The organism is Motilimonas cestriensis, from assembly GCF_021295315.1.
Classification (GTDB): domain Bacteria; phylum Pseudomonadota; class Gammaproteobacteria; order Enterobacterales; family CBDFNC01; genus Motilimonas; species Motilimonas cestriensis.
The window spans coordinates 38757-54402 of record NZ_JAIMJA010000016.1; the positions used below are offsets into that span (position 1 = coordinate 38757).

At 46.2% G+C, this 15646-nt stretch carries 11 protein-coding genes; 3 read left to right on the plus strand and 8 right to left on the minus strand.

The window, feature by feature from the left end:
* Positions 1-73: 73 nt before the first annotated feature.
* The 5 genes from malK to malQ form a co-directional block, all read right to left on the minus strand.
* Positions 74-1225 carry a maltose/maltodextrin ABC transporter ATP-binding protein MalK gene (gene malK / locus K6Y31_RS15140; RefSeq protein ID WP_233053794.1) on the minus strand — a complete coding sequence of 384 codons (1152 nt, stop codon included), beginning with the start codon at positions 1223-1225 and terminating at the stop codon, positions 74-76.
* 306 nt (positions 1226-1531) lie between these two features.
* Positions 1532-2014, minus strand: coding sequence for a YegJ family protein (locus K6Y31_RS15145; protein WP_233053795.1), 483 nt, complete (start codon positions 2012-2014; stop codon positions 1532-1534).
* Between the two features lie 227 nt (positions 2015-2241).
* Positions 2242-4938, minus strand: a complete 2697-nt coding sequence (gene malT / locus K6Y31_RS15150; RefSeq protein WP_233053796.1) for an HTH-type transcriptional regulator MalT — start codon at positions 4936-4938, stop codon at positions 2242-2244.
* Between the two features lie 273 nt (positions 4939-5211).
* Positions 5212-7530 carry a 1,4-alpha-glucan branching protein GlgB gene (gene glgB / locus K6Y31_RS15155; RefSeq protein ID WP_233053797.1) on the minus strand — a complete coding sequence of 773 codons (2319 nt, stop codon included), beginning with the start codon at positions 7528-7530 and terminating at the stop codon, positions 5212-5214.
* A 60-nt stretch (positions 7531-7590) separates the two neighbouring features.
* Positions 7591-9780, minus strand: coding sequence for a 4-alpha-glucanotransferase (gene malQ, locus K6Y31_RS15160; RefSeq protein WP_233053798.1), 2190 nt, complete (start codon positions 9778-9780; stop codon positions 7591-7593).
* Positions 9781-9976: 196 nt separating this feature from the next.
* Between malQ and malE the strand changes: the two genes are divergently transcribed.
* From malE to malG, 3 genes are all read left to right on the plus strand, one after another.
* Positions 9977-11161 carry a maltose/maltodextrin ABC transporter substrate-binding protein MalE gene (malE, locus tag K6Y31_RS15165; RefSeq protein ID WP_233053799.1) on the plus strand — a complete coding sequence of 395 codons (1185 nt, stop codon included), beginning with the start codon at positions 9977-9979 and terminating at the stop codon, positions 11159-11161.
* A 66-nt stretch (positions 11162-11227) separates the two neighbouring features.
* Positions 11228-12775, plus strand: coding sequence for a maltose ABC transporter permease MalF (gene malF / locus K6Y31_RS15170; protein ID WP_233053800.1), 1548 nt, complete (start codon positions 11228-11230; stop codon positions 12773-12775).
* A gap of 9 nt (positions 12776-12784) precedes the next feature.
* Entirely contained in the window at positions 12785-13675 is an 891-nt protein-coding gene (malG, locus tag K6Y31_RS15175) for a maltose ABC transporter permease MalG (RefSeq protein ID WP_233053801.1), read from the plus strand.
* Between the two features lie 93 nt (positions 13676-13768).
* Here the strand turns inward: malG and K6Y31_RS15180 are convergent, their stop codons facing one another.
* From K6Y31_RS15180 to K6Y31_RS15190, 3 genes are all read right to left on the minus strand, one after another.
* A complete protein-coding gene (locus K6Y31_RS15180; protein WP_233053802.1) occupies positions 13769-14197 on the minus strand; it encodes a copper resistance protein NlpE in 429 nt (142 codons plus the stop codon).
* Between the two features lie 131 nt (positions 14198-14328).
* Positions 14329-15099 (minus strand): phosphatase PAP2 family protein, encoded by a 771-nt coding sequence (locus tag K6Y31_RS15185; RefSeq protein ID WP_233053803.1) that lies wholly within the window; start codon positions 15097-15099, stop codon positions 14329-14331.
* A gap of 203 nt (positions 15100-15302) precedes the next feature.
* On the minus strand, positions 15303-15605 hold the full coding sequence (locus K6Y31_RS15190; RefSeq protein WP_233053804.1) for a hypothetical protein: 303 nt from the start codon (positions 15603-15605) through the stop codon (positions 15303-15305).
* Positions 15606-15646: the final 41 nt, after the last annotated feature.

A 15646-nucleotide genomic window follows, 5' to 3' on the forward strand; every position in this document is an offset into this window, starting at 1 on the left:
AAACACGATGAGCCCGTACAGTACTTTTGCTGCATTCGTGTCGTGGTTGCTTCGTGAAATGAGAATAAAGGGCCTAAACGCCAACTTCTTTGTAGCTACGCTGGCAGGCCGTGCCGTCCTTGCGAAATACGTGGCAGCGGTGCGCGGGAAAAGCAAAGCGGAACTGCGCGCCTTCTTTCACCTCGACCACATCGGGATAGCGCACAATTAAGTTGCTATCGATATCCTTAGCTTCGATGTAAATTTGGGTTTCATGGCCAAGCTGCTCCACCACCTGCACTTCGCCTTTTAATTCAGGACCAACAATATTTTCACTGGCCGCTAACACTGAGCTCGCTTCACCACTAAACGGTGACGTATCGATATGCTCAGGACGGATGCCGATGGAAACTCTTTCGTCTATTGCTAGGTCACCTTTATGCACTTGCACCGTAATCAGTTGCTGATTACATAGCTTCAATTGCACCTCGTTATCACCTAGCTTCACTACTTTGGCCGGAATAAAGTTCATTTTTGGCGAGCCGATGAATCCGGCGACAAAGCGATCTTTAGGGTAATGGTACAGCTCGAGCGGGGTGCCCACTTGTGCCACACGACCACCTTCCAACACCACAATGCGATCGGCCATGGTCATGGCTTCGACTTGATCATGGGTCACGTAAACCATGGTGGCATTAAGGCGTTTGTGCAGCTTGGAAATCTCAATGCGCATTTGCACCCGCAATGAGGCATCCAAATTCGATAACGGCTCATCAAACAACAACACTTTGGGCCGATTCACTAAAGTTCGACCTATCGCAACACGTTGCTGTTGACCGCCTGATAATTCTTTTGGTTTACGCTCGAGCAAGTGACCGAGTTGCAAAATACTGGAGGCATATTCCACTCGTTTCTCGATCTCTTTTGGATCGGTCTTGGCCAGTTTGAGGCCAAAGATCATATTTTCTTTAACACTCAGGTGCGGATATAAAGCGTAAGACTGAAACACCATGCTAATGTGACGCTTGGCTGGCGGCACATCATTCATGCGCTCATCATCAATCAACAAATCACCCGCGGTAATATCTTCTAAACCTGCAATCATGCGCAATAAGGTGGTTTTTCCACAGCCAGACGGGCCAACAAACGCAATAAATTCACCGTCTTTAATATCTAGGTCGATATCTTTTTGCACCAGATTATCGCCGTAGGCTTTACACACTTTTTTTAACGTGACGCTTGCCATGCTATCCCCTTAATAAAAACCTGTTTGCAATAAACCGCTCTCGGCTTGCTGCAACCTGCCATTGCTATGAATGACCAGTGATGGGATAGAGTTTGCGGGTATTGCAAGGCTGCGACATCCTCCTAACAGGGGGGCGCAGTTGTTAAAACAGGGGGGGATGAGATTTTTATGTGAGACAGATCGCACCTTCATTGCCATAGCAGTGAGTGCTTTTAATGCAGCTCACTATAACAATGAAGGGAATAAAAGGCAGGGATGACCTAGCTGTAGCTAGGGCCTGAGAAGGTTGTTACCCAAAGGCACAGACTAAGATTCACACTCAAAGCCATGATCTTTTTTATACTGCTCAACCACTGCTTTGTCCATGGTGAGAAATAATGCGCAAACAGTGTAGCTACCGACTTGTTTGCCGTTCAATTCATAACCCCAATCCGTAATTTGACTCTCGCTAAAGACGTAAATTTCACCAAATGTCATTGAGCTGACAATGTCAGGTTCATTAACTAACAACCCAGCATACCCGCCCTCAACTTGTTTAAAAGGTGAAAACCAAAGATGTTCAACACCATTGTCATCTGTAACCATGACTTTTAATTTGAAGTTATTAGCACCCGCTGGCGGATTAGCGGCAATGGCAAAAAAATCTTTTAATGTGCTTCTTGCTTTTTTTATTGCCGCATTCATGGCTGGGTTCTGGTCGCTAACCATCACCACCTGATCATCAATCTTCTCTGCCGCCGTGGTCACGGCGGGTATTAGCAGCAACAAACAAAATAGTAATTGCTTCATATTTTCTCCTCGCATCCTCATTTCTCCCAAGATGAAGTGATAAACACGCTGAGCCGCGCTTAACATACAACCAACATACTCACATCGCTTTTCTCTTTAGTAAACAGCCAATTAATAAACTCTTGACCAATAATTGATTTTTTATCAGGTACTGCAATTAATACCCCCCAAAAAAAGTGGCACCTCACTCAGAAGCACCACAGATACAACAAGAGATGGGGCAGGATTTAATAACTCAGCGATAGCAGTTGGTTACTTAAATCAATGGCTTCGTCGCGGCCGGTGAGGCCGAGCTTTTGATAAATATTTCGAATGTGGGATTTAACCGTGGTGGGGGCCACTTTCATGGTTTGTGAAATTTTGTCGTTGGTATAGCCGCTGTAGATAAACCCCAGCACTTGCCACTCTCGACTGGTGAGAGGGATGTTTTTCACCAAAGATGGGACTTTAGGATGCTCTAATATTTTACTCACCTTGATCGCATCAAACGGTGCTTCGATGGGTTGCTCGGGGCTGTATTTTGCCAAGGCAAGCAGCTGACTTATCTTTTCTTTTACTGCTTTGGTCACACTCACTTCTTTTTCTAACTCAAGGAGTAACGGGATCAGTTTTTGCCCATGACGAATAAAACAATTAGACAAGCCCGTGAATAACGACGCATCAAGCGCCATGGCTAGGCTGGCCTTCGCGCTGGCTTTGTTATTTAATTTAAGCTCAATGCTACTCAATAAAATTTGATTACGGTTAATCTCAACTTGTAGCTGACATTGGCGGGCGTCGTTAATCAGCTTTAAACACAGCGTTTTAGCTTGCTCTAACTGACCCAGCTGCACCTGTGCTCGAATACGGTTGCGGCAATGGCACTGATCAAAACGATTAAAAGCTGTTTCTGGCTCAGGTGCGGTTTCTAGCCATTGCCGGATCGCGCAATAATCCCCCGTAAAGCGCCAATATTTAAGGCGGGCATAATTAGCATTTGCCACCCAGTCACTGTGGTATTGCTTGCTGTGCAGCAAGCGTTCGATATTTTCAACCAGCGCCTTACCGCGCGCTTCATCACCTTGTTCTAAGGCGATTTTAGCCTGTAATGAATAGCAAGAAAGCAGCCACTGATCGCCATAAAGAGAAGCAATGGTATACACTTGCTCACTTAGCTCTTGTGCTAAATCAAGATCATCATTTTGGTACGCTAACAACGCGTTAAAGTGCAGTGGAAAAGTGAACAGCGGCAGCTGGTCTAAGTTGTGCTCTTTAATCAAGCCGATCAACACTTGCAATAAACGCTCGGCTTCTTGCTTATTGGCTTGCGCGTAAAGTAACTCAACCTGCTGATACATGGCCCAAGCGGCACTTTGGTATTGCTGGTGTTTAACCGACAGCTGCTTAACGGTCTCTTGCTGCTCAAAGGCTTGATGCAATCGACCTTGGCAATGGTAGGCTTCACCAATAACCGATTGGGCAATGATACTAATGCGCGGCACCTCGCCGGTTAATTGCGCCATGGCACTGTTGGCTTTTAGTAATGCGGTTTCTACTTTGCCCTGGCTGATCGCCACTTGCGCTTCTAGTGCATCAAACTCGGCACTTAGCTCAACCGGAATAGCAATATGATGTTGCTCGAGCCAAGCCCGAGCTTGCTCGAGTAAAGGCTTAACTTGGTCGTTTTGATGACGAATTTGATACATCCAAGCCTTTAATAAAATCAGTTTCGGGTGGTTTAAAAACCCCTGCCCGAGCAGTTCGAAACATAAATCCAGACTAGACAGCTCGCCTTGATGGAAAATAGACCAACCCGATTCCAATAACAGCTCAGTCACCAACTCGATATCTTGGGTATAAAGCACATGAGGCAAGGCATGAATAGGCATGTCGCGCTGTAGCCAGATCTTGGCAATTTTATAGTCATCACCTTGCCGGTCAGGGCTTTTCGCTTTTTTGTGTAATAAAAAACCTTTGAACAAGCTATGAAAGCTAAACCATTGCTTTTGAACGTCTTGAGCGATTAAAAACAGCCCTTCGGCTTCAAATTGTTCGAGTAATTCTTGGCCATCATGACGCCCGGTTAGCTGATTGACCATTTCACCGTCCACCAGCTTAAGTGGCGCAATATCGAGTAACAGCTGCTTTTTTTGCTCACTCAACGGCTCAAATACTTCGTCTTCAAGATAATCCCAAAGATGGGAATGTTGGCTTCTAGCAACTTGATCGGCGCATTGTAAAAAATGCTCAGGATTTTTGGCTGTTAACGCCACCAGCTGTAACGAAGACGGCCAACCTTCTACTCGGTTTTTTAACTGGCTTAGGGTATCGCTATCAATCTCAAAGTTGAGACGCAGATGAAAAAACGCGGTGACTTCTTTTAAATCAAAGGCGAGCATTTCGGTATTCACCTCAATCAGCTCTTGCTTTAAATGTAAGCTTGATAGTGCCAAAGGCGGGCGAATACGACTGCTGATAACCACTTTCCAATTGGCCGGCATATATTTAATAAACAGCTTCATCGCCTGATGAATTTCAGGCTGACTGATGCAGTGGTAGTCATCGAGCACCAGCGTTAACGGCAGCTGAGTTTGATTAATTTCATCAAACAGTTGGGTGAATAAGGTGGTCAAATTTGCAAAGCTACGCTGCTGTACCATCTGCAGGGTTTTTTCGCAGGCCGATTGAATGTTGTTATAGATAGTTTGAATTAAATAGCTGGCAAATCTGTGCTGGTCATCATCAAATTTGTCCAGACCATACCAAGCCACGTTAGGCTGGGTTTTGCTCCATTGCAATATGGTTGAGGTTTTACTGTAACCCGCTGGTGCGCAAACCAAAATGAGTTTAGTTGAGTCGCAGTGTTGTAACACGTCATGTAATCTTGGTCGGTCAATTAAAGACTGGAGAATATCTGGCTGAGATATCTTTGAAGCAATTAACATGTCGGTTCCTGCTTAAATCAAACATTGAAAAGCACGGAGCAATAACGACCAAGATCGATAGAGCTTCCGCTATAGATGACTTAGCAACCTTCAGGCTGAAAAATATAACTCCCTAAATAACGTGTCATGTTGACGACGACAAGATTGCTATTGCGTTTAAGATAAGCATTCTAGTGAATAATCCCCCTATCGTTTTGTGACTTAAGCCACTTTGAAACACTGTGTTACAAAATAGTGGCTTAGTACTCGTGAGCTGTTAGTGGGACAAAACTGCTATTCCTTGCGGCGTAAATACACCGTCGCCAATGGCGGAATATTAAGGGCAATGGAATAGGGCTGACCTTGATAGGCCAGCTCTGTCGCCATGAAATGTGTGCCGACATCATAATTACTGCCCCAGTAATAACGGCTGTCGGTGTTAATCACCACTTCATACTCACCAGCATGGGGCACACCAAGCCGGTAATGATGGCGTGGCACTGGGGTAAAATTAGCCACCACCAACACTTGATGACTTTGGTCGACGCTCTGGCGCATAAAAGCAAAAATGGAGTGCTCATTATCTTGATGGTCCAGCCAAACAAACCCTTGTGGCTGGTAGTCGGCCTCATACATCGCAGGTTCGGCCTGATAAAAATGCCCGAGGTCTTTACATAACCGTTGATGACCATGGTGCTTGTCGAACTGCAGTAAATCCCAACTCAATTGGCTGTCATGGTTCCATTCAATCGGCTGCGCCAACTCATTGCCCATAAAGTTAATTTTTTTACCGGGGTGGGCAAACATAAATCCAGCATAGGCGCGTAAATTCGCCGCCGCTTGCCATTCATCCCCCGGCATTTTAGCCAATAGTGAGCCCTTACCATGCACCACTTCATCATGAGACAAAGGCAGAATAAAGTGCTCGTTGTAGTGATAGACCATGGCAAAAGTCATTTCGTTATGATGAAACTGACGATACATAGGGTCTTTAGACATGTAATTTAAAGAGTCATGCATCCAGCCCATGTTCCATTTAAAGCCAAAGCCTAAGCCGCCTGCAAAAGTGGGCTTTGACACCCCAGCGAACGAAGTGGATTCTTCGGCGATAGTCATGGCATGAGGGTATTGTGCATACACCTCCTCATTGCACCAACGCAGTAAACTAATGGCTTCATAGTTATGATTGCCGCCATCTACATTGGGCACCCACTCGCCGTGATTTCGCGAATAATCCCAGTACAGCATCGAGGCCACGGCATCCACACGTAATCCATCAACGTGAAACTTATCGAGCCAAAACAAGGCGCTTGCGACTAAAAACTGGCGCACACTGTTGTTACCGAAATCGTAAATATAAGAGTTCCAGTCGGGATGCCAGCCACGGCGCGGGTCTTCATATTCATACAAGGGCGTGCCGTCAAAGCGCGCTAAGCCATGAGGATCCGACGGAAAGTGCGCCGGCACCCAATCGATGATCACACCAATGCCTTGCTGATGGCAACTATCAACAAAGCGTTTAAAAGCATCGGGATCGCCAAAGCGACTGGTTGGCGCAAACATGCCCACCGGCTGATAACCCCACGAGCCATCAAATGGAAATTCCGACACTGGCATCACTTCAATATGGGTGTAGCCCATGTCTTTGACATAGCTAACTAACTCATCCGCAAGCTCATCGTAGGTTAAACTGCGCGCGCCCTGTTGGCCGTTAGGTTTGCGCCGCCATGAGCCTAAGTGCACCTCATAAATATTCATCGCACTGAATCGCTTATCCTGTTGTTGCGATTCACGCCACGCCTGATCTTGCCATTGGTATTGCGCATGGTCATAAACAATGGAAGCATGAGACGGATATTGCTCGGCATAAAAACCAACGGGATCGGCTTTATGGGGCAGACGATTACCCATTGCATCTTTCAGCTCGTATTTGTATTTAGCGCCAGCGGTAATGCCGGGGACAAACAGTACCCAGTGACCACATAAACTACGTTGCATAGGATGCTTGCGACCGTCCCACTGATTAAAGTCGGCAATTAAACTAACGCTGCTAGCGCTCGGTGCAAACACCGCAAAGCGAGTACCCACTATCGCCTCGCCTTCAATATTTAGGGTTACATTTTGCGCGCCCAATACTTGGTATAAATGCTCTGGCCGCTCGTTAAGTGAACTTAAGCCCTGATAAGCGGTCTGCTGAAATTGGTAAGGGTCAACAAAGCTGTGCTGTGCACCATTGTCGTAAGTGGCAACCAGGCGATAATGAAATGGCTTGGTTGCTTGCTTAAATGCATATTCAAACAGGCCCGACTCGGCAACTTTTTCTAAGCTCGCTAAAGGGATGACATCCTTTCCTAACGTAAACACCTCGACCTTAACCGCATCTGGCAACCAAGCGCGCAATAGATACCCTGTGCCTTGTGGTTGTAACCCTAAATGTTCAAACGGCTGCGCTAAGCGCGCTTGTGTTAACGAGACTAATAACTCGTGATCAACTAAGCCAAGCTTGGCGTTTGATGGCTGGAGGGTGGCAATGCCTGATTGACTATGCTGTGTATGGCTAGTGATGGCGGGTTTAGTCGTGGCCTTTTTCTTCGGCTTCGAGGGTTTGGTCATATCATGCTCTCGTCTTTAACAAGCAATGAGCAACGTTCAAATAAACGTTGCCCTTGGTGGTTACTCGGCTGCGCGGCTTCTCGCCTCACTGATGTTGTTACAAAGCTGCTGAATGTGTGATTGGCTAAAGATGTCATCCAAATCGCAAACTAACTTGCGCCGCCAGTTAGGGTATTCATCACTGGTGCCCGGTATGTTGACGGGTTTTTCCATCTCTAAAAAATCTTCTAACTGTAAGCTCAGTAATAAGGATTTGGCATGGGCCGCATGCTGCTGAATGCCAAAGCTGAGGTCGCGATCCATGCCAACATAGTCGACACACGCCGAGATGTGGTCAGGCAAGGATTGATGACCAAACAAACTATCAAGCATCAACTGTTTCGACTGATGACGCTCGGCGGTTAATTGCTCAACCAGCTCCTGAGTGGGATACAAACCTAAGGTTTTACCTAAGGTTAAATCATCGCAATGCCAGTACCCTTTAAGGGTTGGCATGTCGTGTGTAGTGACCGTGGCCATGGCTTGCTCAGGGTAATGCGCGGGTGAGATGTAGCCGCCATCAGCCGCCGTTTCAAAACAAAATACCCGATAAGAGTACACCCCGGCATTTTTCAGTAACGCATCCATGCCATCGGGTACCGTGCCTAAGTCTTCACCTATGACCAAACAACGATGACGCTGGCTTTCTAATGCCAAAATGGCCAGCATTATTTCCACGGGGTAATAAACATAAACGCCATTAGCAGCAGATTCACCCGCGGGTACCCACCATAAGCGCAGTAACGCCATCACATGATCAATGCGCAGCGCGCCACAGGCTTGCATATTGGCTCTGAGTAACTTGATATAAGCGGCAAATTGGTTTTCAGCTAATCGACTTGGATGCAGCGGTGGTAGGCCCCAGTTTTGTCCTAACGGCCCCAATACATCCGGGGGGGCGCCCACGGTGGCTTGAGTACAATAGTCATTTTTGTTGGCCCAAATTTCACTGCCGCCCGAAGCAACACCCACCGCTAAGTCACGATAAATGCCTATTTCCATGCCCAGCGCCTTGGCGTGTTGATCAGCCTGCGCCAGCTGCTCATCAGCCAGCCATTGCAAATAAGCCCAAAACAGCACTTCATCTTGATGCGCCTGATGCCACTGAGTTACTTCAGGTGAGTGGTAATCTTGCAGCGCTGGCGGCCAAGCAGGCCAGCCCCAAGCGTTCGGGTCTTGCTTGAGTTGTGCTTCATGTAGTGCATCAAATACTGCTTGCTGCATCAGGGCATCGCCTTTTTCAGTCACAAACTGATTAAACGCGCGCATGCGCTTATTGCTAACTTGCTTAAAGTCGTTGTATGCCAACTTAAGCGCGCTCAGTTTTAGCTCGTGCACTAAAGTATAGTCAACCTCATCGACAGCACGGGCATGACTAAGTTTTTCTTGAAATGCCACGCTACTAAACAAGGCTTGCGCCGCAGCACTGGCGTTAAATTCCGGCACGGCCGCGACATCAATGTAAATAACATTTAACCATTGACGCGATGAAGGACTGTAAGGGCTGGCACTGTTTGGCATTAACGGATACAGCGAGTGGATTGGGTTGAGGCCAACAAAGTCTCCGCCCTGCGCCTTTATTTGCCCCAGTAATTGCTTAAGGTCGGTAAAATCACCAATACCCCAGTTAGCTTGGCTGCGCACCCCATATAACTGCACACTCACGCCCCAAATACGCTTACCTTCAGCGATGGCCGCTGGGGTATAACAGGTGCGAGGCGCAACAATCAGACGACTGCTAGCAAATGCTTTACGCGCCCTTGGCGCAAAAAGTTTTAGGTCGTGATACCCCAGCTCAAGATCAAGATTGAGCACGATCGAATAAGCGTGCAATGCTTGACCACCAAACTGCTCAGTAGCCAATAGCTTGCCATCAGCAGGGATAAATCTCCCTTTAAAGGTTTGACCTGATTCGGTCTTAATTTCATAGCGTAAGGTTTGCGCTGCGCGTTCAACCGGCAACTTTAATTCAAGGGTTACCCCTGCACCATCATAGGCCAAAATAACCGGCGCTAAGCCAGCCAGCCAATTGGCCTTTTTCGCTGAGTTAATCTCAGCGGTCAGTTGCTCCGGCGCGGTGTTGGCTCCCATCGCCGCTAGAATGCGCGCCACCGTTGCTGGGCTCGCTTGGGTTTGATGGCCCCAAGCGTCAGTGTAATGCGGGTCAATTCCTTTGATGCTGGCAAGATGTGCAATTAGATGTTCAGACATACCACTCCCATTTAGTCAGTTACACAGCAGGTGTTTTTAATCTGGCTAGTTTTGCAAAACGAATGACTATCCACATCCTCCTCAGTACTTTCTGATTGGGCTTAGGGGGGCGTAGAAGGGGGGGGATGACGCAATCTGGGGTCTGATTTAGCTTAACGACTGAGTTATTAACCCCCGTTCTTGAAGGATAGATACCATGAAAAAAACTCTATGCACTTTGGCCATTACAGCTGCCACTGCACTTAGCGGAATCAGCCTAGCTCACGCGAAAATGGAAGAAGGTGTTATCAATATTTGGATTAATGGCGACAAGGGCTATAACGGCCTAGCGGAAGTAGGTAAAAAGTTTGAAGCGGACACCGGCATTAAGGTGGTCGTGGCTCACCCGGACAAAATGGAAGAGAAGTACCAACAAGTTGCTTCTACCGGTGATGGTCCAGATATTGTGTTTTGGGCACATGATCGATTCGGCGGCTGGGCACAAGCTGGTTTGCTCGCGCCCATTACGCCATCCGCAGAGTTTAAAGCCAAATTTGAAGACTTTACTTGGGATGCCATGAGTTTTAACGGTCAGTACATCGGCTATCCGGTTGCAGTTGAGTCGCTATCTCTTATCTATAACAAAGACTTATTACCTAATCCTCCGAAAACATGGGAAGAAATTGCTGAGCTTAATAAGAAATTCAAAGCACAGGGTAAGTCTGCCATTATGTGGAACCTGCAAGAACCCTTCTTCTCTTGGCCGCTAATTGCAGCTGATGGCGGTTACGCCTTTAAAGCCAAAGACGGCGGTTATGACATTAAAGATACAGGTGTTAATAACAAGGGCGCACAAGCTGGCCTACAACACATAGTCAATATGGTGAAAGGCAAGGTGATCAGCGCCGACGTAGACTACGCCATTGCAGAATCAGCCTTTAACAAAGGTGAAACCGCCATGACCATTAATGGTCCTTGGTCTTGGGGCAATATCGACAAAAGCGGCGTTAATTATGGCGTTGCCGTACTACCCACGTTTAATGGTCAAACCGCGAAACCTTTTGTTGGCGTGTTAACCGCAGGGATTAACAGTGCCAGCCCCAACAAAGATTTAGCCCAAGAGTTTATTGAAAACTACCTGTTAACTGACCAAGGTTTAGCCCACGTTAATGCCGACAAACCACTAGGCGCGGTTGCACTGAAGTCTTATCAGCAAACTTTAGCGGCCGACCCACGTATTGCTGCCACCATGGAAAATGCACAGTTTGGTGAGGTGATGCCCAACATCCCACAAATGTCAGCCTTCTGGTACGCCGAAAAAGCCGCCATTATCAACGCTGTTCAAGGTCGTCAAAATGTTGCTGACGCAACGAACGATGCCGCCGCACGAATAGTGAAGTAATACTGACTAAGCAGCCTTTGGCCGGATGCCAAAGGCTTTTCTTGTTTCTTGCTTAATGAGGTTATTATGCCCACTAGTGATGCTTCTACTGTTTCAACTCCTTGGCTGAAGTGGTTTATTTTAGCGTTAGTTTCTCTGATTGGTGGTTATGCCGTTGTACTCATGTATGCCAAAGGTGAATCATCTTTTGCGTTGTTAACTCTGATACTGGTCACTGCTGGGGTGATCATTTTTGCGCGCAAAGAAACGTACGCACACAGATACATCTACCCCGGCATGGCTGCCGTGGTGTTATTTATTATTTTCCCTTTGCTTTATACCGTAAGCATTGCGTTTACTAATTACAGTGGTAGCAATCAGCTTTCTTATGAGCGAGTACAACAACAATTTTTACAGCGCACCTTTGCCGATGACCGTTATCAATTTAAATTTCAGATTTACCATACTGATAACGACAAAGTACTGTTATTTTTTAGCCAAGCAGATAAAAAGCTCATCTCTGAGCCGGTAGCGCTAGATCAAAACCTACAACAAGTATCACTGCAAGCAACTGACACCCCACCAACCGGCAACCAAGCCAAACTGATGGTTGTCACCAAAAACCGTAATATCTTAAGTAACTTGGCTGTTTTCACCCCAGACGGCACGCAACTCGCCATGAGTGGCTTACGTCAATTTGCAGCTAAAACGCCGTTGTACACACTCGCGGCAGACGGCGAAAGCTTGGTTAATCAACAAACCAATGAACAAATAAAACCCAATTTCGATATTGGCTTTTATCAAGCGGTTAACCCAACCGGTGAGTTTGTCGGCAAACCAATGGCACCAGGCTTTGTGGTCAGTGCCGGTTGGTTTAACTTTGAGCGCATCTTGACCGACGAGGGCATTCAGGGGCCATTTATTAAAATATTTATTTGGACCGTTATCTTTGCCGGCCTCACCGTCGTATTTACCTTAGCGGTTGGTATGGTGCTGGCATCTGTGGTGCAGTGGGAAGGGTTAAAAGGTAAAGCTGTTTACCGCATGCTACTGATCTTGCCGTATGCGGTGCCCGCGTTTATTTCTATCTTGATCTTTAAAGGCTTATTTAATCAAAGCTTTGGTGAAATAAACCAAGTAATTGAAGGCTTATTTGGTATTCGCATTAATTGGTTTACCGATCCGATTCTGGCAAAAACAATGATCTTAATTGTGAATACTTGGCTCGGTTATCCTTACATCATGATTTTATGTATGGGCTTATTAAAATCCATTCCTGCTGATTTATACGAAGCCTCGGCCATTGATGGCGCCAATCCAATCCAAAACTTTTTCAAGATCACCTTTCCGTTAATGATTAAGCCATTAACGCCACTGCTGATCGCCAGTTTTGCCTTTAACTTTAACAACTTTGTATTAATCCAATTATTAACCAATGGCGCACCAGATATCATCGGCTCTTCTACGCCCGCGGGTCACACCGACTTGCTTGTAAGCTACACCTATCGCATTGCATTTGAAGGCGGCGGTGGCCAAGACTTTGGCTTAGCCAGTGCGATTGCAACCTTAATATTCTTAATGGTTGGTGGGTTAGCGTTGTTAAATCTCAAAGCCAGCAAGAACCAATTGGCTTAAGGAACTCAGATGGCAATTGTAAAATCAAAAAATGAAAAATACCGCGTTTGGCTAGCCCATGGTTTACTTTGGCTATTTTTAGCAATGATCTTGCTGCCCTTATTTATGGTAATTGCAATTTCATTTCGGGATGGGAATTTTTCCTCAGGCTCATTAATTCCTGAAAACCCAACCCTCGACCACTGGCGTTTAGCCTTAGGTATCGCCGTGGAAAACAGCGACGGCTCGGTCACGCAACCACCGTTTCCGGTATTGCTGTGGCTGTGGAACTCGGTAAAAGTTGCCGCGGTCACTTCGGTATTGGTATTAGCCCTTTCCACCACTTGTGCTTATGCTTTTGCTCGCATGGCATTTAAAGGGAAAAAGATCTTGCTGGAAGGCATGCTGATTTTCCAAATGTTCCCAGCAGTACTGGCCTTAGTTGCCTTGTATGCCCTGTTCGACAAAGTGGGACAATATATTCCTTTCTTAGGTTTAAACACCCATGGCGGTTTGATCTTCGCTTACCTCGGCGGTATCGCCTTACACGTTTGGACCATTAAGGGTTATTTTGAAACCATAGATAAGTCCCTAGAAGAAGCGGCCGCGTTAGATGGCGCGAGCCCTTGGCAGACCTTTAGAATGATATTGCTACCGCTTTCGGTGCCGATATTGGCGGTGGTGTTTATCTTGTCGTTTATTGCGGCGATCACCGAAGTGCCTGTGGCGTCGATTCTATTACGTGATGTTAATCAGTACACCCTTGCGGTTGGTATGCAGCAATACCTTTATCCGCAAAACTACCTTTGGGGTGATTTTGCCGCCGCGGCAGTACTATCAGCCATCCCGATCACGCTGGTGTTTATTCTTGCACAAAGATGGTTAGTCGGCGGCTTAACCGCTGGCGGCAACAAAGGTTAAGCGCATACAGCCAATAACAAAAAAGCCAAACATTCCGTTTGGCTTTTTGCTAATAAAGGAGCTGGCATCCGCGGTTAGTTGTTGTCAGCTAAATCACATCTCTTTACGAATGACATTCGCCTCTGCCATCAGGCGCTCACCATTCTCATCAACTAACCACATTTGATTTTCGCCAACAAAAAACTGTGTACCACCTTCAATAGTGATGGTATTACCAGCATCATTCCAGGTAAATGGCGCAGCTTCAACGACCGCAACACCCATTTTGCCGAGAAACTTACGACTAAGCGCATAAGTATTATTGGGTTTGAGCTCGATAAAAATTTCAATGCCATCACAATCATCACAAGGTAAAATCCCACGATACACGCCATTCCAATCCAATGACGAACGGGCGTTGGCAGCATCCACTACTATCATGGTTTCAGGTGCTGTCGTTTTGGTCTCTTGAGCAGCTTGTTTTGATTCACAACCAGCCAGAACGAATGCTGCTAAAAACGATAAAAATAGCGCTTGTTTCATTTGCATACTCCACAATGAATAACTGCTAACTAGGGTAGCATCTAAAGAACAAAATGCATTGGTCATATCGCGCCAATATTATTGCCCCATGCTTAGTCCTAAAATAAACCATGGCAGCACTGTAGCGGTGATTATTTTGGCCGTTGGATTTTCTCAATAACACTGATACTGACAACACTGATCACCGCCGCTAAGCAGGTAGAAGCCAATACATCTTGTGACCAATGCATACCCAGTAACATTCGGCTCAGCCCCATTGCCGCGCCCCAGCACAGCAAAATAATATTCAAACCAAGCGCACCGGATAATAATAAATAATAGCTCGCAGTGAGTACTAATGTGGTGGCAAAAATAGTGTGGCCAGAGGGAAATGCATACCCCACTTCATTGATCCAATGTTGTTGGATCGTCGGCGATATTTGAAGCGGCGGCTGGGTAGTTAATTGGGAGCGATTATCAGGGTGCTGATACTGCTCTAAAGCCTGCGCAACTAACGCACTTCTCTGGCTAGCATGTTGATTATAAAACGAATAAAGATCAACAGGAGAGCCCATTTGGCTAGCAAGAAACGTAATGTTAGGCCGCGCTTCAGCAAAATACGATTTCAACTGATGATTTAACGTAAAGCTGCTCAGTAAGCTAAGGACCACGGCCGCAGTCATTCTTAGCCAGTCAGGTTTGGGAATGCAAAAATAGCTCACCGCTAAAAAGATCACCACAGTAATCACCGCATAAGGCGCTGTGCCGGTTGAGGTTAACAAATAAGTTGCGCCAGCAAACCCACTGGTTAAGTCAAGCCAAGGGAATAGCGCTTGATGCTCAAGCAATAACACACTGGGCGTAGCCAATAATATCAACCAGATAACCAGCCAAGCCACGTACTTCATTTTGTTCCAAACCACAGCAGCCCCTTATTATTTATCGCCTTAAGTTTGAGCCTACAGCATACTAAAACAATCACTTTGGCAACAGTCGGTCAACTTTGCAGATCGCTCGGGTCGCCCCACAATACAGTGATGACTAACTTATTCCAGCTCTGCTTAAGCCTATCGCAACAAGATAAAGTATTTTTTTACGGCAAAATTTCGCAGATCCACGATTTGGGTTAACTTGTAATGTGATTTTTTATTCTACTGAATGCAATGAACACAAAGACAACTGTGCCAGAGAACACTAGCCTTGATACCAGCGCTAGCATAGCAACGAATTCATTAGCCTTACCGCCAGAATACAAAAGCGAATTTTCAAAAGGTACCTTTAAATCCACTATCCATATGGAAACAATAGATGAAATGAACAAGATGACGAAAATCCATTTCACGTGACTGAGGTTGTTAGTTTTTCGCAAATATTTATAAATAGCGTAACCAATCAAAATAGAAACCAAACCGCCTATTAACTCAAACATGCCACCCTCCTAGATCTTCTAGCCGATATAATTGCATATAA

What these genes read in the sequence shown, in the direction of transcription:
- malK (WP_233053794.1), bottom strand. Translation starts at nt 1,225, where the DNA reads ATGGCAAGCGTCACGTTAAAAAAAGTGTGTAAAGCCTACGGCGATAAT.
- K6Y31_RS15145 (WP_233053795.1), bottom strand. Translation starts at nt 2,014, where the DNA reads ATGAAGCAATTACTATTTTGTTTGTTGCTGCTAATACCCGCCGTGACC.
- malT (WP_233053796.1), bottom strand. Translation starts at nt 4,938, where the DNA reads ATGTTAATTGCTTCAAAGATATCTCAGCCAGATATTCTCCAGTCTTTA.
- glgB (WP_233053797.1), bottom strand. Translation starts at nt 7,530, where the DNA reads ATGACCAAACCCTCGAAGCCGAAGAAAAAGGCCACGACTAAACCCGCC.
- malQ (WP_233053798.1), bottom strand. Translation starts at nt 9,780, where the DNA reads ATGTCTGAACATCTAATTGCACATCTTGCCAGCATCAAAGGAATTGAC.
- malE (WP_233053799.1), top strand. Translation starts at nt 9,977, where the DNA reads ATGAAAAAAACTCTATGCACTTTGGCCATTACAGCTGCCACTGCACTT.
- malF (WP_233053800.1), top strand. Translation starts at nt 11,228, where the DNA reads ATGCCCACTAGTGATGCTTCTACTGTTTCAACTCCTTGGCTGAAGTGG.
- malG (WP_233053801.1), top strand. Translation starts at nt 12,785, where the DNA reads ATGGCAATTGTAAAATCAAAAAATGAAAAATACCGCGTTTGGCTAGCC.
- K6Y31_RS15180 (WP_233053802.1), bottom strand. Translation starts at nt 14,197, where the DNA reads ATGAAACAAGCGCTATTTTTATCGTTTTTAGCAGCATTCGTTCTGGCT.
- K6Y31_RS15190 (WP_233053804.1), bottom strand. Translation starts at nt 15,605, where the DNA reads ATGTTTGAGTTAATAGGCGGTTTGGTTTCTATTTTGATTGGTTACGCT.